The sequence below is a fragment of the Pseudonocardia nantongensis genome, assembly GCF_046546495.1.
In the GTDB taxonomy this organism is placed as follows: Bacteria; Actinomycetota; Actinomycetes; order Mycobacteriales; family Pseudonocardiaceae; genus Pseudonocardia; species Pseudonocardia nantongensis.
This window is the reverse complement of the sequence record NZ_JBKGXT010000013.1, coordinates 111,873-130,110: the sequence shown is the minus strand read 5'-3', so window position 1 is coordinate 130,110 and position 18,238 is coordinate 111,873. Positions and strand designations below refer to the sequence as shown.

Annotated in this window: 14 protein-coding genes; 8 read left to right on the top strand and 6 right to left on the bottom strand. The window is 74.1% G+C overall.

From position 1 onward, the window contains the following. Positions 1-21: 21 nt before the first annotated feature. Genes ACLFMI_RS15840 through ACLFMI_RS15820 form a run of 5 tightly spaced genes read right to left on the bottom strand, consistent with a single transcriptional unit; the run spans position 22 to position 5,393 of the window. Positions 22-810 (bottom strand): NAD(P)H-dependent oxidoreductase, encoded by a 789-nt coding sequence (locus tag ACLFMI_RS15840; RefSeq protein WP_410948622.1) that lies wholly within the window; start codon positions 808-810, stop codon positions 22-24. Continuing rightward, entirely contained in the window at positions 807-2,024 is a 1,218-nt protein-coding gene (locus ACLFMI_RS15835; protein WP_410948671.1) for an acetyl-CoA C-acetyltransferase, read from the bottom strand. Before ACLFMI_RS15835 ends, ACLFMI_RS15840 begins: the two co-directional genes overlap by 4 nt. Before the next feature lie 5 nt (positions 2,025-2,029). Beyond that, positions 2,030-3,679 (bottom strand): AMP-binding protein, encoded by a 1,650-nt coding sequence (locus tag ACLFMI_RS15830; protein ID WP_410948621.1) that lies wholly within the window; start codon positions 3,677-3,679, stop codon positions 2,030-2,032. Further along, positions 3,676-4,497: an alpha/beta fold hydrolase gene (locus tag ACLFMI_RS15825; protein WP_410948620.1), complete on the bottom strand. Its 822-nt coding sequence runs from the start codon at positions 4,495-4,497 to the stop codon at positions 3,676-3,678. Before ACLFMI_RS15825 ends, ACLFMI_RS15830 begins: the two co-directional genes overlap by 4 nt. Further along, a complete protein-coding gene (locus ACLFMI_RS15820) occupies positions 4,494-5,393 on the bottom strand; it encodes a hotdog family protein (RefSeq protein ID WP_410948619.1) in 900 nt (299 codons plus the stop codon). Before ACLFMI_RS15820 ends, ACLFMI_RS15825 begins: the two co-directional genes overlap by 4 nt. A 163-nt stretch (positions 5,394-5,556) precedes the next feature. On the opposite strand from ACLFMI_RS15820, the gene ACLFMI_RS15815 reads away from it, so the two are divergent. The 8 genes from ACLFMI_RS15815 to ACLFMI_RS15780 all read left to right on the top strand — a co-directional run bounded on the left by ACLFMI_RS15815 (position 5,557) and on the right by ACLFMI_RS15780 (position 16,442). Beyond that, positions 5,557-6,174 (top strand): TetR family transcriptional regulator, encoded by a 618-nt coding sequence (locus ACLFMI_RS15815; protein WP_410948618.1) that lies wholly within the window; start codon positions 5,557-5,559, stop codon positions 6,172-6,174. A gap of 127 nt (positions 6,175-6,301) precedes the next feature. Then, the gene (locus tag ACLFMI_RS15810; RefSeq protein WP_410948617.1) at positions 6,302-7,651 is read left to right on the top strand and encodes an MFS transporter; all 1,350 of its coding nucleotides are present in this window, start codon (positions 6,302-6,304) and stop codon (positions 7,649-7,651) included. 70 nt (positions 7,652-7,721) lie between these two features. After that, a complete protein-coding gene (locus ACLFMI_RS15805; RefSeq protein ID WP_410948616.1) occupies positions 7,722-8,819 on the top strand; it encodes a tellurite resistance/C4-dicarboxylate transporter family protein in 1,098 nt (365 codons plus the stop codon). Between the two features lie 160 nt (positions 8,820-8,979). After that, positions 8,980-9,708: a MerR family transcriptional regulator gene (locus ACLFMI_RS15800; RefSeq protein WP_410948615.1), complete on the top strand. Its 729-nt coding sequence runs from the start codon at positions 8,980-8,982 to the stop codon at positions 9,706-9,708. A gap of 29 nt (positions 9,709-9,737) precedes the next feature. Then, positions 9,738-10,496: an FkbM family methyltransferase gene (locus ACLFMI_RS15795; protein WP_410948614.1), complete on the top strand. Its 759-nt coding sequence runs from the start codon at positions 9,738-9,740 to the stop codon at positions 10,494-10,496. Between the two features lie 5 nt (positions 10,497-10,501). Next, the gene (locus tag ACLFMI_RS15790) at positions 10,502-12,838 is read left to right on the top strand and encodes a CDP-alcohol phosphatidyltransferase family protein (protein ID WP_410948613.1); all 2,337 of its coding nucleotides are present in this window, start codon (positions 10,502-10,504) and stop codon (positions 12,836-12,838) included. A gap of 206 nt (positions 12,839-13,044) precedes the next feature. Continuing rightward, entirely contained in the window at positions 13,045-16,128 is a 3,084-nt protein-coding gene (locus ACLFMI_RS15785; protein ID WP_410948612.1) for a DUF3427 domain-containing protein, read from the top strand. 104 nt (positions 16,129-16,232) lie between these two features. After that, positions 16,233-16,442, top strand: a complete 210-nt coding sequence (locus tag ACLFMI_RS15780; RefSeq protein WP_410948611.1) for a hypothetical protein — start codon at positions 16,233-16,235, stop codon at positions 16,440-16,442. A 60-nt stretch (positions 16,443-16,502) separates the two neighbouring features. Here the strand turns inward: ACLFMI_RS15780 and ACLFMI_RS15775 are convergent, their stop codons facing one another. Beyond that, positions 16,503-18,131 carry an alpha-keto acid decarboxylase family protein gene (locus ACLFMI_RS15775; RefSeq protein WP_410948610.1) on the bottom strand — a complete coding sequence of 543 codons (1,629 nt, stop codon included), beginning with the start codon at positions 18,129-18,131 and terminating at the stop codon, positions 16,503-16,505. Positions 18,132-18,238: the final 107 nt, after the last annotated feature.

Genomic DNA, 18,238 nt, shown 5'->3' with positions numbered 1-18,238 from the left:
CCGGCGGCACGGGTTGCCGCGTCAGCTCACGTCGTCGGGGTCCTGCAGGTGCACGCCCAGCCCGGCCCGGCCGGGGGCGTGCCGATCGCGCAGGACGAGATCGTCGTCGTACGCGCCGCCGTTCTGGGTGCGGTAGGCCAGCGGCGTGCCGGTCGGGATCGACAGCACCCGCTCGCGCAGCTCCGCCGCGGCGGCCCGGAACTCCCCGCCGGACACCCGATTGGCCCCGGGGACGACGACCGGCGGGAGGACCTCCATCCCGACGTAGAAGAGCGTGCCGTGCAGCAGCGGGAACAGCAGCTCGGCGATGTCGCCGTTGAGGCCCCGCGGCCCGAGCGCGGGTGCCCGGCCGCCGGCGGTGGTCACGACCAGCGCGCGCCGGCCGGCGAGGTTGCCGTCGCCGTAGCGCAGCGTGCGCCCCGGGTGCTGCGGGTCCTCGATCCCGTAGGCGAAGTCCTTGAGGAACACCCGGTCGAACCAGCCTTTGAGGATCGCCGGCACCGAGTACCACCAGAGCGGGAACTGCACGACCAGCGCGTCGGCCGACTTCAGCTTCTCCTGCTCGGCGCGCACGTCCTCGCTGACCGTGCCCCGTTCCAGCGCGGCCGCCGACACCGGACCGACCCGGAAGCGCTCCTGCGGGTCGTGCCCGTAGTCGGCGGCGCCGACCACCGGGTCCCACTCCATCGCGTACAGGTCCGACTGCGCGACCGAGTGCCCCTCGTGCTCGAGCGCCCGGATCGCGTCGTCGCGCAGGGCACCGCCGAGCGAGCGCGGCTCGGGGTGCGCGAAGACCCACAGGACGTTCATCCGACCCGCTCCACGATCGCGGCGAGGCCCTGCCCGCCGCCCATGCACATCGTCTCGAGCCCGTAGCGGCTGCCGCGGCGGCGCATCTCGTGGGCGAGCGTGGCGAGGATCCGCCCGCCGGTGGCGCCCGCGGGGTGGCCGAGCGAGATGCCCGACCCGTTGACGTTGAGCCGCTCGTGATCGGCCGGGGTGAACCGCCACTCCCGCAGGCAGGCGATCACCTGCGCGGCGAACGCCTCGTTGACCTCGACGAGGTCGATGTCGGCGAGGCTCAGCCCGGCCTGCCCGAGAGCCTTCGCCACCGCGGGGACCGGGCCGATGCCCATGGTGCGCGGCGGCACGCCGGCCACGGCCGAGGACACGATCCGCAGGTACGGGGTCAGCCCCAGCTCGGCGGCACGCGCGGCCGTGGTGACCACGCAGGCCGCGGCGCCGTCGCTCTGCCCGCAGGCGTTGCCCGCGGTGACGGTCGCGTCCGGGTCCACCGCGCGGCGCACCGGCTTCAACCGGGCCAGGTCGGCCAGGGTGAGACCGGGTCGCGGGTGCTCGTCGAGGGTCACCACCGTCTCCGGGGTCCGGCGGGTGCCGGGCACCGTCACCGGGACGATCTCGTCGGTGAACCGGCCGTCCTTCGCCGCGGCGACGGCCTTCTCCTGGGAGGCGAGCGCGAACTCGTCCTGCTCCGCGCGGCTGATCCGGTACTCGGCGCGCAGGTTCTCCGCGGTCTCCAGCATGCCGCCCGGCACCGGGAAGTCGGTGCCGCCGGCCGTGGTGCGCCCGCGGGCGATCCGGTTGACCAGGCTCAGCTCGTCCGCGCGGATCCCGTCCTTGAGGCCGAGGGCGTAGTACTCGGCCTGGCTCATGGCCTCCACCCCGCCGGCGACGACGACGTCGGCCCAGCCCTGGCCCACGGTCAGCGCCGCCTGCAGGACGGCCTGCAACCCGGATCCGCACCGGCGGTCGAGCTGCATCCCGGCGACGCCGACACCGAGCCCGGCGTTCAGCGCCGCGACCCGGCCGATCGCGGGTGCCTCGCTGGTCGGGTAGCAGTAGCCGAGCACGACGTCGTCGACGTCGCCCTCGCCCAGGCCGGTCCGCTCGCGCAGGCCGCGCAGGGCCCGGGTGGCGAGGTCGGCGGCGGTGAGGCCGGCGAACACTCCCCCGTCGGCCCCGACCGGGGTCCGCACCGGGTCGCAGATCACCACATCGGACAGTCCGCTCACGACCCGGTCCCGATCATCTGTTCGGCCAGCTCGCGCAGCGCCCCCGCGCGGATCTTCGACCCGTTCGTGCCGACGGTGGTCGGCATATCGTCGATCACGTGCACGGACTCGGGCACCTTGAACCGGGCCAGGGTCGCCGCGCACCACGCGCGCAGCTCGGCCGGGTCGGGCTCGGCCCCGGGGACGGGTTCGACGAACCCGAACGCCCGGGTGTCGCCGTCCACCGTCACCCCGACGACCTTGCAGCGCGCCACCGCGGGGTGCTCGGCCAGCCGCACCTCGATCTCCGCGGGTTCGACGAGGAACCCGCGCAGGCGCAGCGACTCGCCCATCCGGCCCCGGTAGTCGAAGCTGCCGTCCGCGCGGACGGTGCCGAGGTCGCCGGAGCGGAACCAGCCGTCCGCGGTGAACGAGCGCTCCCGGATCGCCCCGTCGTCGTCGCCGAGATAGGCGTCGACCACGTTGTAGCCGCGGAACTGCAGCTCGCCGGGCTCGTCGCCGGCCGGCGGCGCGCCGGTGACCGGGTCGACCGCGCGGACCTCGATGCGGTCGGAGACCGGTCGTCCGCCGCCCCGCCTGCGCTCCGGGGCCGGGTCGTCCTTGCGCCAGAACGCGGCGAGGGCGAACGTCTCGCTGGAGCCGTAGATCCCCAGCGTGGGGACGCCCAGCTCGTCCTCGGTCCAGGCCGCCACCTGCAGCGATGTGCCGTAGAAGTCGCCGAGGAGCATCCGGCGCCACGCGCCGAGGTCGGCCGGGTGCTCGCGCCACTGCGCCATCAGCCGTCCGGCGATGTCGTCGGCGCCGGCGAGGTGGGTGACCCCGAACTCGGCCATGTGCGCCAGGACGACGTCGGTGTCGAAGGTCGGCTCCAGCAGCGCCGCACCTCCCGCGGCGAGGGCGGCGAAGGCGGGCACGAAGCCGAACACCCCGGACAGCGGCAGCACCACGAGGCTCACCGACGAGGCGTCCCAGCCCCCTGCGACGGCGACGTTGCGGGCGTGCTCGGCGACGGCGGAGCCGTGGTGGGCGGCGAGCTTCGGCATGCCGGTCGACCCGGACGTCGTGAACGCCACGGCCGGCCCGTCGGGTGCGCCGCGCAGCGCGGCGAGGTCGGGGTCCGCGGCCCCGCCGGGCTCCACGGCCGGGGTGGGGCCCCAGGCGCCCGCGCCGGCGTCGTACGCGGCGACCGCGTCCGGGCCGGCGGGGTCGCGGTCCGGTCCGGTGAGCACCCCGATCGACGGCGCGGGCACGCCGGCCTCGGCCACCGCGGCGTGCAGGGTCGTGCGCAGGTCGAGCCGCACGAACTCGTGCGCGATCAGCACGACGACCGGCCGCGCGCGGCCCAGGACGTGGGCCACCTCGGCGACGCCGTAGCGGGTGTTGATGCCGATGACGTGCGCGCCGAGCGCGGCGACCGCGAACTGGGCGACGACCGCGTCCGACCAGTTCGGCAGCCACACCCCGACGCAGTCGCCCTCGCCCACCCCGTGCTCGCGCAGGTCGTCGCGCAGGGCGACGGTGCGCCGCCACAGCTCGGCACGGGTGACCCGGCGGGGCACCGCGCCCCCGTCGATGCAGGCCACCGAGTCCGGCGCGGCGGCCACCGTGTCGACCAGGAGATCCGTCAGCGTCGGGTCGGCCGTCACGACGTCACCGCGGCCCGGTCTCCGGCCAGCTCCCGCAGCCAGGTGTCGAGGGTCCCGGCGAAGTCCTCGAGCTCTTCCATCGGGTAGTGCCCGATGCCCTCGAGCAGGGTGTAGCGGGAGCCCGGGATCCGGTCGGCGGTGCGCCGCACCTCGGCCGGGTCCAACCAGAGGTCGTCGGCGCCGACGATCAGGTGGGTGGGGCAGGCGACCCCGTCGAGCCGGTCCCGGACGTCGTGGGTGGTCCAGCCGATCAGGTCGCTGGTGGAGATCTCGGGGTCCTCCCGCCGATGCATCCGGGCGATGAGCTCGGCCCGCGCCGCCGGCACCCGGCGCCCCACCACGGCCAGCGTGCCGAAGTAGGTCCGGTCGGTCCGGCTGGGCGCGGCGGCGTCGACCAGCTCGCGCTCCAGCCCGCGCACCGACAGGCCCGGCGAGTCGGTCCCGCCGTGCGCGGCCATCGCGACCGCCCCGGCCAGCCGGTCGCCGCAGCGGACCGCGAGCTGCAGGGTGATCGCGCCGCCGATCGAGCAGCCGACGACGTAGGGGCGTTCCATCCCGAGCCGGTCGATCAGCTCCTCGCACCAGGCCGCGTAGACGCCGAGGTCCCGGACCGGGCCATCGGCGGCCGGTTCGGAGCGGCCGTGCCCGGGCAGGTCGGGCACTACGACCCGGTAGCCCTGCCCGGCGAGTTCGGACTGCACGTCCCGCCACTGGACGCCGTTCTGGCCGGCGGTGTGCAGGCACAGCACCGGCGGCCCGTCGCCGTCCTCCAGGACGAACGAGCGCGTGCCCCCCACCTCGACGTAGTCGGCCCTCATCGGTCGTCGTCCTTCCGCTCGGCACCGGCGAGCGTGCGCGCCTCGTCGACCAGGGCGACGAGGGCGGCGGTCAGCCGGAGGTACTCGTAGGCGTTGCCGTCCGTCTGGAACTCGTCGCGCATGGTCCGGACGGTGAGGTCGTTGACCGGGCCGGTGAGCAGCCGGACCCAGGTCAGCGTGGACGCGCCGAGCACGAAGGTCGGCCCGTGCGGCGTGCGCCGCCCGCTCTCCAGCACCCGCCCGCGGTACACCCGGAACTGCACGACGTCGTCGCCGATCCGCAGGCCGATCGCACCGTCCCAGGTGCCGGTGGCGCGCGCGAACGCCGCCGAGCTCTCCAGCCGGGCCGCGAGCGCCGCGGTCCAGGCCGGCGTGCCGAGTGCCCGGCCGACCCGGCGGTCCGTGTCGTCGATCCCCGCCCGCGCGGTGACCAGCGCGGACGTGCGCCCCTCCTGGACGACCACGCCGTCCTGGTTGCGCACGATCACGTGCCGGCCGACCACGCCGTTGCGCAGCGCCGAGGCGCGCCGGGCCGCCACGACGGTCATCTCGTAGGTGACCGTGTCGCCGACGTGGATCGGGGCGAGGTAGTCCCAGTGGGTGTCCAGGGCCGCCTCGACGTGCTCGGAGAGCCCGAGCTCGTGGTGCCATCCGAAGAAGCCGGCCATGCCGAGCGGGCCGTGCACGAGCGGGCGCCCGTCGGCGGTGTGGCCGTGCTCGGTGTGCAACGCGGCCCGGTCGCCGCTGAGCTCGGCGAAGGCCGCCACGACCTCGGCGGAGAAGCTGCGCGGGGGCCCGGTCACGACCTGGCCCACCTCGAAGTCCTCGAAGAAGGGCGCGGGCCCGGGCGGCGACGCCGCCACCGCGGGCGCGTCGGCGATGGTGCTGTCCGTCATGGATCGTCCTCTCCGTGGTGGGCGCGCAGCCGGGTGGACCCACCGTCGTCGCCGCGACCGGATACGTCACGAACGAACGTTCTTACTGAGGCACGCTAGACACTGTCCTTATCGGCAGTCAAGCGGTCCCGGGGTGCCCGAACGGTGCGCTACGCTCGTCGTCATGAACACCCGTTCTGCGACCCTCGTCGCCGAGACCGGTCGCCGGAACGAAGCGGCGATCCTCAATGCCGCCATCCACGCGTTCGGCACCAAGAGCTTCAACGGCGCGTCCATGCGCGACGTCGCGAAGGGCGCCGGGACCAGCCTGTCGAACCTGTACAACTACTTCCCGTCCAAGTCGAAGCTGCTGGCCGCGGCGATGCGCCACGCCAACGACGAGCTGCAGCGACGGGTCCGCGCCGGGGTCGAGCAGGCCGGTGACGACGCCCCCTCCCGGCTGCGCGAGGCCGTCCGGGCCCACGTGGGATTCGTCGTGGACCACCAGGTCGCGATGCTCGTCTCCACCAACGACGTGCGCTTCCTCGACGCCGAGGACCGGGCCGCACTGGTGGTCGACCGGGACGCGACCGAGGCGACCTTCGAGCGGATCATCGCCCAGGGCGCGGCCGAGGGGAGCTTCCACACCCCGTACCCCGACGACGCGGCCCGCGCCGTCCTCGGTGCCGCGGGCGCGATCGCGGGCTGGTACCGCCCGAACGGGCCGCTCAGCCGCGGGCAGCTGGCCGAGCAGTACGCACGGTTCGCGCTGGCCCTGGTGGAAGGCCCCCTCCCCCGCTGACGCCGCTCGGCCCTTGCCTCGACCAGGCCGCCTGGGTACGTTTGAGAACGATCGTTCGTCCCTGCTGCCGCGCGACCCCCGCCCGGCACGGCACGGCCGCACTGCAGCGGCCCGGAGGTGGACCCGCATGACCCGACACGCCCCGTCCGCGAAGATGGGCAGGCTCGCCACGGCGGCGGTGTTCGCCACCGCGCTCGAGTGGTTCGACTTCCTCGTCTACGCCACCGCGGCCGCGCTGGTGTTCAACGAGCTGTTCTTCCCGTCGGTCAGCCCGGTCGCCGGGACCCTGGCCTCGTTCGCGACGCTCGCCGTCGGGTTCGTGGCCCGCCCGCTCGGTGGCGTGATCGCGGGGCACGTGGGCGACCGGTTCGGACGCAAGCCCCCGCTGGTCGCGTCGATGCTGCTCATGGGCGTGTCGACGTTCGCGATCGGCATCCTTCCCGGATACGACTCGATCGGCGTGTGGGCGCCGATCCTGCTGGTCCTCGCCCGGCTCGTGCAGGGCCTCGGCGTCGGGGCCCAGTGGGGCGGGGCGGCGCTGCTGCTCACCGAGCACGCACCGATCGAGCGTCGCGGCTTCTACGGCAGCCTGGTCCAGACCGGGGCGATCGTCGGCGCGGTGGCCGGCAACCTGTTCTTCCTCGTCCTGTCCGCCACGCTCACCGATGCGCAGTTCGGCTCGTGGGGCTGGCGCATCCCGTTCCTGTCCGGCCTCTTCCTCGTCCTGATCGGCGCGTACGTGCAGATGAAGATCGAGGACACCCCGGTCTTCAAGCAGATGCAGCAGGAGTCGGCCGACTCGAAGCGGGAGGCCGGTCTCCGCAAGGCCCCGCTGGTCGAGGCGGTCCGCCGGAACGGCCGGGAGATCATTCAGGCCGCGGGGGCGTTCTTCGTCGTCAACGCCACGTTTTACATCCTGATCAGCGGCGTCCTGAACTACGCGACGGACACCGTCGGCATGTCCCGCACGTCGATCCTCTGGTGCGTCATGGTCGCCGGGCTCACCCAGGTCGTCAGCATGCCGTTCTTCGGCGCGCTCACCGACCGGATGGGCACCCGCAAGAAGCTCTACCTGACCGGCACCGTCCTGATGGGACTGTTCGCCTTCCCGCTGTTCTGGCTGATCGACACCGGGTCGGTCCCGCTGGTGTTCATCGGCCTGCTGATCGCGTTCACCATCCACGCCACGATGTACGGCCCGCAGGCCGCGCTCTACGCGGAGATGTTCCCGGCGGACGTCCGCTTCTCCGGCGCCTCGCTCGGGTACCAGTTCGCGTCGGTCTTCGCCGGCGGCCTCGCGCCGTTCATCATGACCGCGCTGCTGGCCGCGACCGGCGGCTCGTGGTCGGTCGCGACCTATATCGTCGCCTGCGCGGTCGTCACGTTCGTCTCCGTCGTGACGATCCGCGAGCGGTTCCGCCGCGACCTCTACGAGACGTCGTCGGACGTGCAGGCGCGGGAGGCCGCGACCTCCTGACGACGCCCGCGGGCGTCCCTCCGCGGCACACGGACACCGTGTGCCGCGGCGGGCTCGTACCCTACGGCGGGTGGAACGGGAACCGGCTCGGGCGCGGCGGATACCGGTCCGCGACGCGGTGGCCACCCTCAGCCCGGGATCGTTCGCCTTCGTGATGGCGACCGGCATCGTCTCGGTGGCCATGGCGCACAAGCACCTCGACCTGCTCTCCGCGGTGCTGCTGGCTCTCGCGCTCGCCGGGTACGCCGTGCTCGTCGTCGCCACCTGCTACCGGGTGCTTGCCTTCCCGCAGGCACTGCGGGCCGACCTGGTACACCCGGGCCGGGCGTTCGGGTTCTTCACGTTCGTGGCCGCCACGAACGTGCTCGGCACCCGGCTCGCGCTCGACGGCCGGTACCGGATGGCCCTCGGCCTGCTGGTCGTCGGGTGGTTCGGCTGGCTGGTCCTGGGCTACCTGGTACCGGCCACCACGGTGGGTCGGCGCACCGCATCGCCGGTGCTGCGTCAGGTGGACGGGACCTGCTTCATCTGGGTGGTCGCGACCCAGTCGGTCGCCGTGCTCGCCGCGACGTTGGAGGCGACGACCCCCTTCTGGCGGGACGCGTTCGCGCTGCTCGCGCTGTTCTCCTGGACGATCGGCTCGCTGCTCTACGCGGCGGCCGTGGCCCTGGTGGCGGCCCGGTTCCTGCTCCACCGGCCGGCACCGGAGGAGCTGACGCCGCCCTACTGGATCGCGATGGGGGCGACCGCGATCAGCACGATGGCGGCCGCGTCGATCATGACCATGGCGGAGGCACCGAGCGCGACCGCGGCCGGCGGGCTCGTCGCCGGTGCCGCCCTGGCGTTCTGGGCGTTCGGCAGCTGGCTGATCCCGGTGCTCGTCGCCGCCGGCTGGTGGCGGCACCGGGTGCACCGGGTGCCGCTGCGTTACGACACCACACTGTGGACGGTGGCCTTCCCGCTCGGCATGTACGGCGTGGCCGGCCACGCCCTGGGCGAGGCGGCCCACCTGCCGATCGTGACGGTGATCGGCGCCGCCGGGGGCTGGGTGGCACTCGCCGCGTGGACGGTCACGTTCGTCGCCATGCTGGCCGCTCCGCTGCGGACCCACCTGCACGGTCCTCGGAACGACGCCGCCGGTCACGGACGTCCCCGCGACGGTGGGTGAGCGTCCTCCGCGTCACTCAGCACAAGTAGAGGAAGGGCCGTGCCGCGGCGGCACACTCAACACCGACGAGACGTGGTCCGGGTCACCTGCCGACGCGGCGCTTGACCATGCCGTTGCGGCACGGTGTGGGGTGGTCACGCAGTCGAGGAGGGGGACCGTCGTGGCCTGGAGTACCCGCGAGATCGCCGAACTGGCCGGCACCAGCCTGCGGGCGGTGCGGCACTACCACGAGGTCGGCCTGCTCCCCGAGCCCGAGCGGCGCGCCAACGGCTACAAGCAGTACGGCGTCAGCCACCTCATCCGGCTGCTGCGGATCACCCGGCTGACCGACCTCGGCTTCTCGCTGTCCCAGATCGCCGCCATGGGCGACGACGACGATCACCCGGAGGAGGCCCTGCGCACCCTCGACGCCGAGCTCGCCGCCAAGATCGAACGGCTCCGGCAGGTCCGCGTCGACCTCGGCCTCCTCCTGCGGCACCGCACGCCGACCGACCTGCCCCCGGAGTTCACCCCCGCCGCCGGCTCGGAACTGTCCGATGCCGACCGCTCGCTGGTCGTCGTCATGACCAGGGTGCTGGGCCCGCAGAGCCTGCAGGCCTACGCGGATCTCTTGCGGGACATGCCCTCCGACCCGACCGACCACGAGTTCGACGCCCTGCCCGCCGACGCCGGCGAGTCCGCCCGCCACGACCTCGCCGAACGCATGACGCCACACATTCGTGCCCTCCAGGCCCGGCACCCGGGCCTGGGCGCCCCGAACACCGACTCCGCGCGCGGCAGCCGGTTCGTCGCCCGGACCACCGCGACCGCCATGCGGGAGCTCTACAACCCGGCCCAGCTCGACGTCCTGGCGCGGCTCCGGACACTGGTCGCCCGCGAGCCGTCCTAGTGCCTGGCACCGGCCACTACCGTGGTGCGGTGCTGACCCGCGCCCTCGGTATCGCCCGCTCGCTCGCGATCTACCATGCGATCCCCGGGCGGCAGCGCCGGATGCGCGCGTTCTACTCCGCGTTCCTGGGCCCCGGCGACCTGGCCTTCGACGTCGGGGCGCACGCCGGGAACCGGGTGCGGGCCTGGCGCGGGCTCGGCGCCCGGGTCGTCGCGGTCGAGCCCCAGCCGGACTTCGTCCGGCTGCTGCGCCTGTTCTTCGGCCGCGACGAGCAGGTGACGGTCGTGCCCGCCGCGCTCGGTGCGCGGCCCGGTACCGCCCGCCTCGGGATCTCCCGCGGCACGCCGACGGTGTCGTCGATGTCCGAGGACTGGCGGCGCACCGTCGCCGAGGACACCGGCTTCGCCCGGGTGCGCTGGGCCGGGTCGGTGCCGGTCCGGGTCAGCACCCTCGACGAGCTCGTCTCCACCCACGGCGTCCCGGCCTTCTGCAAGATCGACGTCGAGGGGTTCGAGGCCGAGGTCCTCGCGGGCCTGTCGCACCCGTTGCCGGCGCTGTCGTTCGAGTACCTGCCGGCCGCGCACGACGCCGCCCGCGCCGCGCTCGCCCGGGTGGAGGCGCTCGGCCGTCACGAGTACCGCTACTCCCCCGTCGAGACGATGCGCTGGGCTCCCGAGGCAGGTGACCGGTGGCTGGACGCCGGCGAGCTCGCCGCGCTGCTCGACCGGCGTCGTCCGGAGGGCCGTTCCGGCGACGTCTACGCCCGGCCGGTGCCCGGGCGTCCGTGATCGTCGTGGCCCCCTCCCTCCCCGGCAGCACCGCGCCGGTCCCCCGGCAGCTCGCGGCCGCCGCCGGGCTGCTCGCCGGCGTGCTCGCGCTGCTCGCGGCGCTCACCGGCATCGGGGTCGTGCGCGTGACATTCGGCGTGCTGCTCGCCGTGCCGGCGGCCGCGCTTCTGCTGCGGGCCGCCCGCCGCGCCGACGCGGCGACGCTCGGTCCCGCCGGGGCGGTGACGCTGACCCGCGCCGTGCTCGGGATCGGGGTCGCCACGCTGGTCGGCCGCGACGGCGCCGGGCAGGTCGCGCTGGTGGTGCTGGCGGCCGTCGCGCTCGCCCTCGACGGGCTGGACGGGCCGGTCGCCCGGCGCACCGGCACCGCCACACCGCTGGGCGCGCGCTTCGACATGGAGACCGACGCCGCGCTGCTGATGGTGCTGTCGGTGCACGTCGCGGTGACGACGGGCATGTGGTGGGTGCTCGGCATCGGCCTGCTGCGGTACGCGTTCGTCGCGGCGGCCCGGGTCCTGCCCTGGCTGTGCGGGGAGCTGCCGGTGCGCCGCTCGGCGAAGGTGGTCGCGGCGGTGCAGGGCATCGTCCTGGTCGTCGCGGCCGCCGGCCTGCTGGCCCCGGTCGTGCAACGCGCGATGATCGCGGCCGCCCTGCTGGCGCTGGTGTGGTCGTTCGGCGTCTCGGTCGCCTGGCTGTGGCGCGCCGCCGACGAGCACCCGGTCCGCCGGCGGCCTGCCGGGGCCGGCCTGCTCACCGCGGCCGGCGCCGTCCTGGTCGTCGGCATCCTCGTGCTGCCGGGCGACCCGGTGCACCTCGTGCCGGCGGCGTTCCTGCGATTGCCGATCGAGGCCGTCGTCGGCGCCACGGTGCTCGCGGTGCTGCCCGCGGGGCCGCGCCGGGTCGTCGCGATCGTCGCCGGGCTGGTGCTCGGCCTGCTCGGGCTGTTCAAGGTCCTCGACCTCGGGTTCCGGACGTTCCTGGCCCGGCCGTTCGACCCGGTGGCGGACCGGGTGCTGCTGGGCAGCGCGCAGGAGTTCCTGCAGGGTGCCGTCGGCGGGCCGGGGGCGGTCATCGTGGCGGTCCTCGCCGGGGTCGCGGCCCTCGGGCTGGTGGTGGCGAGCGCGGGGGCGGTGCTCCGGCTCGGCGGGGCGGCCGCCCGGCACCGCCGGGTCACCCTGCCGGCCGCCGCTCTGCTCGGTGCGGCCTGGGTGCTGACCTGGGCCGCCGTGGGCGGTCAGGTCGTGCCCGGGGTGCCGGTCGCGGCGGCCGACGGTGTCACGCAGCTGCGGGACCGGGTCGCCGGGATCCCGGCCTCGATCGCCGACCGGCGGGCCTTCGCCGCCGAGATCGGGAACGACGCCTACGCCGAGGTGCCCGGCGATCGGCTGCTCACCGCGCTGCGCGGCAAGGACGTCGTGTTCGCCGTCGTGGAGAGCTACGGCCGCTCGGCGCTCGAGGACCCGGCGATGGCGTCGCACCTCGACCCAGTCCTGGCCGGGGGTGAGCGCCGCCTGGGCGCGGCCGGGTTCTCCTCCCGCAGCGGGTACCTCACCTCGCCGACCAGCGGTGGCGGCAGCTGGCTGGCGCACGCGACGCTGTTCTCCGGGCTGTGGGTGGACGACCAGCGCCGCCACGACGACCTGCTCGCCTCGCAGCGGCGCACCCTGATCCGGGCGTTCCGGGACGCCGGGTGGGAGACGACCGCGGTGATGCCGGGGACGACCCGGCCGTGGCCGGAGGGCTCGTCGTTCTACGGCCACCAGCGGGTGCACGGGTCCGGCGCGCTCGGCTACCGCGGCCCGCCGTTCAGCTGGTCCCCGATGCCCGACCAGTACGTCCTGTCGGCGTTCTCCCGCCTCGAGCACGCCCGCACCGACCGCGGACCGCTGATGGCCGAGATCGCGCTGACCTCCAGCCACGCCCCGTGGTCCCCGGTGCCGCCGATGCTGCCGTGGGAGGAGATCGGGGACGGCTCGGTCTACGCCGCGCACGCCGGTGACCAGCGGTCCTTCGAGTCGATCTTCGCCGGGGACCCGGCCGCGATCCGCGCGGACTACCTGCGCGCGACCGGGTACGCACTGCAGAGCCTGCTCGGCTGGGTCGAACGCTTCGGCGACGACCGCCTCGTCGTCGTGCTGCTCGGTGACCACCAGCCCGCCTCCATGATCACCGGGCCGGACGCGGGCCGGGACGTGCCGATCTCGGTCATCACCCGCGACGCGGCCGTGCTCGACCGGGTCGCCGGGTGGGGCTGGGGCCCCGGCCTGCGGCCGAGCCGCACGGCGCCGGCCTGGCCCATGGACGAGTTCCGCGACCGGTTCCTCGCCACGTTCGGTCGCTGACCGCAGCCGTCGAGCTGGTCGCGGCCCCGGCGACCAGCGGGGTACCGGGCTGCTGTTCGGCCACGGCGCACCGGACTGGTGCACCGGTCGTGGGCTTCGATCACGCGACACGCCGGCCCCGCCGGCGGAGACTCCGTGGGCCCGGCGCCGGCAGGGCGTGGCACGGCATGCTGACCCGGCCCTTCCCGACGACGACAGGAGGGCACGTGTCCGAACCGCTGCGTGCTGGTGCGCACGAGAGCCTGCACACCACGAGGTTGGATGCCGCCCTCGGCCACGCCGGCGCGGACCTCCAGCCTCGCTGGGCTCCGGTCGAGGCCGCCGAACAGCCGCGGGTGCTGGCCCGGCACGTGGCCTCGGCGGTCGAGCAGGCGCTCGCCGACCGCACGCCGGAGCAACGCATCACCCTGGTCAACCAGCTCATCGAGATCGCCGAGCAGGCCCCCGCCGAGACGCTCCACGACCGGCTCGAGCACCTCATCGCGCTCACCCGCGAGATCGGGCCCGGCACGTGGGAGGTCCATGCGCCGATCACGCCGCTGTCGGACGCGGCCCTGTTCACCAACGCCGCCGGCGAACCGACGCTGCACACGGCGCTGCAGTCGGAGCTGTCCAGCGCCGACCGTGTCGACCTGCTCTGCGCGTTCATCCGCTGGCACGGCATCCGGTTGCTGGAGCAGGAGCTCGACGTGCTGCACGAACGCGGCGTCCCGTTCCGCGTGATCACGACGACGTACATGGGAGCGACCGAGCAACGTGCGGTCGACGAGCTCGTGCGCCGGCACGGCGCCGAGATGAAGGTCAGCTACGCGAGCGCCACGACCCGGCTGCACGCCAAGGCCTGGCTGTTCCGTCGCGACACCGGGTTCGACACCGCCTTCGTCGGGAGCTCGAACCTGTCCCGCTCCGCACTCGTCGACGGTCTGGAGTGGAACGTGCGGCTCTCCTCGGTCGCCACCCCGGAGCTGATCCGCAAGTTCACGTCCACGTTCGACACCTACTGGGCCGCACCCGACTTCGTCCCCTACGACCCGGCCGTCCCTGCCGACTCGAACCGTCTCGCCGAGGCGCTGCACCGGCACCGGCGGGACGGGCCGGCGCCCATGGCCGGAGTGGAGTTCCGGCCCTACCCGCACCAGGACCAGATCCTCGAGGCGCTCGCCGCCGAACGGACGCTGCACGACCGGCACCGCAACCTGGTCATCGCCGCGACGGGCACCGGCAAGACGGTCGTCGCCGCGTTCGACTACCGCCGTCTCCGCGCCGAGCACCCCCGGCTGCTGTTCATCGCGCACCGCAAGGAGATCCTCGAGCAGTCCCTCCGCACCTACCGCAACATCCTGGCCGAGGGGGCGTTCGGCGAGACCTACGTCGGCGGGGACCGGCCGCAACGCTGGAACCACGTCTTCGCGAGCGTCCAGTCGCTGACCGCCTACGGCGTCGAGAACATCCCGCCGGACCACTTCGACGTCGTCGTCATCGACGAGTTCCACCACGCCGAGGCCGCCACGTACCGACGACTGCTGGACCACCTCCGGCCGGCGGAACTGCTCGGCCTGACCGCCACCCCCGAACGGTCCGACGGCATCGACGTGCGCGAGCGGTACTTCGACGGCCGTGCTGCCGCCGAGCTCCGGCTGTGGGACGCGTTGTCCGCCGACCTGCTCGTGCCTTTCCACTACTTCGGCGTCGCCGACGACGTCGACCTGTCCGGTGTCGAGTGGAAGCGTGGCAGCTACGACGTCACGACCCTCGACAACCTCTACACCGGCAACGACGCCCGCGCCCACAAGATCATCCGTGAGACGCGGGCCAAGGTCTCCGACGTCACCGGCATGCGGGCACTCGGGTTCTGCGTGTCCGTGGCGCACGCCGAGTACATGGCGCGCGTGTTCACCGACGCCGGCATCCCGAGCGAGACCGTCACCGGGCAGACCTCGCGCGAGGACCGCGACGGTGCGCTCCGCAGGCTGCGCGCCGGCGAGGTGAACTGCCTGTTCGCCGTCGACGTGTTCAACGAGGGCCTCGACGTGCCGGAAGTCGACACCGTGCTCCTGCTGCGCCCGACCCAGAGCGCGACGGTCTTCCTGCAGCAGCTCGGTCGCGGGCTGCGCCGGGCACCGGGCAAGGCCGTGCTGACCGTGCTCGACTTCATCGGCCAGCACCGTCGCGAGTTCGGGTTCGACCTGCGCTTCCGGGCCCTGACCGGCAGCAGCCGCAACCGGGTCGAGCGGGACGTCGAGGACGGCTTCCCGTTCCTGCCCTCCGGCTCGGCGATGGTGCTCGACCCGGTCGCCCGGCAGATCGTGCTCGACAACGTCCGCCGCCGGGTGCACCTGTCCCGCACGGCGGTCGTCGCCGAGGTCCGCGCCCACGGCGAGTCGGCGCTGGGCCGCTACCTGCACGAGTCGGGCAGCGAGCTGCCCGACATCTACCGCGGCAAGGGGTCGTGGACGGCGGTGCGCCGCGAGGCCGGAATCCCGGTCGCCGCGCCCGGACCGGACGAGACGGCGCTGCTGCGCCGCCTCGCGACGCTCACCCACGTCGACGACCGGGAACGGGCCGAGGTGTACGCGCGCCTCGCCGACCGGTCCGGCCCCGCCTATGCCGAGCTCACCGACCGCGAACAGCGGCTCGCCCGCATGCTGTTCTTCCAGATCTGGCCGGGCCGCGGCGGGTTCGCCGACTACCAGGCCGGATTCGATCACCTCCGCCGGCACGAGGCCGTCTGCGCCGAGATCCGCGAGCTCGTGGCCTACGGCCTCGACCAGGCCCGGCACCTTCCGCGCTCGCTCGGCGAGGGTCTGCAGGACGTCCCGCTGTCCAGTCACGCCCGCTACCGGCGCGAGGAGGTGCTGGCCGCACTGAACTGGGCGTCGCTGTCCCGCAAGGCGAGCGGGCACGCGACCGGCGTCGTCTGGGCGGAGGACGCCGGCGTCGACGCGCTGTTCGTCAATCTGCACAAGACCGAGCGCGACTTCTCCCCCACCACGATGTACCGGGACTTCGCGCTCCAGCCCGACACGTTCCACTGGGAGTCGCAGAACGCGGCCTCACCGGAGACCGGGATGGGGTGGCGCTACCTGCACCACCGCGAACAGGGCACCCACGTGCTGCTGTTCGTGCGCGACGCCCCGGGCGACGACATCGGGGCCGGCGCGCCGTTCCTGTGCCTCGGGGCTTGCGAGTACGTGAGCCACCAGGGCAGCAAGCCGATCGCGGTCACCTGGAAGCTGCGCCGGGCGATGCCGGGCGAGACGTTCCGGGCGGCGAGCGTCGTCGCTTCATAGGCGCTGCCCGCACTACGCTTGTCGGACACCACAGGGTGAAGGACCTGTGGTGGCGCGACGAGGACGCTCACCACATCCGCCACCGAAGCGAGGCAGGATCGGGAATGAGCAACGCCACCTACTCCGATTCCCGCGGCGACGACGAGGTCGCTGCCGAGGTCCGGGCGGTCCGCCCCGAGTACGCGGACGAGGAGGCCGAAGCCGCGGAGCTGGAGGCGGCCGAGAACGCGGCCGCGCTCGAGGTCCCGCTGTCGCTACGCGTCACGCGCGACTCGACGCCGCGCTCGGCCGACGATCCCCCACCCCACCACTGATGATCGTCGGATGGGGGCGATAGGTGCCGCGGATGGCACCTATCGCCCCCCGAACGGTGATCAGCGCCCGCGGTGCTTGTCGGCCAGGCCGCGCAGTCCGGCCGGGAGGTCGAGCGGGTCGGTCCGGACGTGCAGCAGGGCGAGCCGGTCCGGCGCCGCGGCGGCCTCGGCGAGGGCGGCGTCGAGCTCGGCGGGGGTGGCCGGGGCGGTGGTGATCAGGTCGATCCCGGGGGCGAAGGCGCGCACGAGTGCGCACCAGTCCCACGGGGCGACGTCGTTGTACACGGCCCGGGGGCTCTGCAGGGCGCGCTCGATCGTGTAGCCGGAGTTGTCGACGACCACTACGACGGGCGGCTGCGGGAGCCGGGCCAGGGTGCTCAGCTCCTGCACCGTCATCTGCGCCGCACCGTCGCCGATCACCAGGACCGGGCGGCGGCCGGGGTCGGCGACGGCGCAGCCCAGGCTGGCCGGCAGCGCGTAGCCGATCGAGGACCAGACCGGCTGCGCGACGACGTCGGTGCCGGTCGGCAGCATGGTCCCGGCGGCTCCCCAGAACGCCGTGCCGATGTCGGTGACCAGCCGGTGCCCGCGCGGGAACCAGTGCCCCAGGTGCGCCCAGAGCGTCTCCTGGTCGAGCGCGTCACCGGGCTCCGGATCAGCCGCGACGGCGTCGGGCAGCTCGCGGCGCAGCCGGGCGCCGTCGACCAGTCCGGTCAGCGCCTCCAGGGCGGTCGCGAACGGCACCCCCTCGATCGTCCGCCCGGCCACGGTCGCGGTGCGCACCCCGAGGTGGATCGTGCGTGCAGGGTCGTCGCGGTGCGAGAACATGCCGGTCACGGCGTCGGCCATCAACGTGCCGGCCTCGATCACCACGTCCGCCGTGTCGACGGCGAGGATGGCCGGCTTCGCCCCGATCGCACCACAGTAGACACCGACGAAGCGCGGGTCCGCGGGGTCGATCGCGCCCCGGCCCGAGGTCAGGGCGACCACCGGCGACGCGGCGGCGTCGACGAGCCGGGCGAGGGCGCCGACCGCATCGGCACGCTCGACGAGGTGCCCGGCGACCAGTGCGGCGCTGTCCGCACCGGCGAGCAGGTCGGCGGCGTACCGGCGGAACTCCGCGACGGCGCCCGGGTCGGCCACGGCCGCCGGCAGCGGCGCCACCGGCGCGGGGATCGCCGCGGTGGCGACATCGACCGGGATCGCCAGGTACACCGGACGCAGCTCGCGCAGCGCGGTGGCCAGCACCTCGTCGATCCGGCTCCCGGTGTCATCCGGGGTGAGCACGGCACCGGCCGCGGTGACCTCGGCGTAGGCGCGGGCGAACCGGCCGAAGTCGCCGTCGCCCAGCGTGTGGTGCACGAGCGCGCCCTGCTCGGCGAGTGCGGTGGGCGGGGCGCCGGTGATCTGGACCAGCGGCACGTTCTCGGCATAGGCGCCGGCCACGGCGTCGATCGCGCTGAGCTCGCCGACCCCGAACGTCGTCACGACGGCAGCCATGCCGCGGGTGCGGGCGTAACCGTCGGCCGCGTAACCCGCGTTCAGCTCGTTCGGCGACCCGACCCACTGCTGCCGCCCCTCGGCGAGCACGTGGTCGAGCAGGGTCAGGCTGAAATCGCCGGGCACGCCGAACAGGTGCTCGACGCCCAGCTCGGCCAGTCGCCGGGCGAGGTACTGCGCAACGGTCACGGTCTCCATGCACCCAGCACACGAGGACACCACTTCCTGCGCAATACTCGGAACGAACATTGCGCAGACTGCGTCATCCTGCCCCCATTCGACGACCGAGGAGTGGT

Excerpts from the sequence above, each read along its gene's own strand:
- ACLFMI_RS15840 (WP_410948622.1), bottom strand. The coding sequence starts at position 810 with ATGAACGTCCTGTGGGTCTTCGCGCACCCCGAGCCGCGCTCGCTCGGC.
- ACLFMI_RS15825 (WP_410948620.1), bottom strand. The coding sequence starts at position 4,497 with ATGAGGGCCGACTACGTCGAGGTGGGGGGCACGCGCTCGTTCGTCCTG.
- ACLFMI_RS15820 (WP_410948619.1), bottom strand. The coding sequence starts at position 5,393 with ATGACGGACAGCACCATCGCCGACGCGCCCGCGGTGGCGGCGTCGCCG.
- ACLFMI_RS15815 (WP_410948618.1), top strand. The coding sequence starts at position 5,557 with ATGAACACCCGTTCTGCGACCCTCGTCGCCGAGACCGGTCGCCGGAAC.
- ACLFMI_RS15810 (WP_410948617.1), top strand. The coding sequence starts at position 6,302 with ATGACCCGACACGCCCCGTCCGCGAAGATGGGCAGGCTCGCCACGGCG.
- ACLFMI_RS15780 (WP_410948611.1), top strand. The coding sequence starts at position 16,233 with ATGAGCAACGCCACCTACTCCGATTCCCGCGGCGACGACGAGGTCGCT.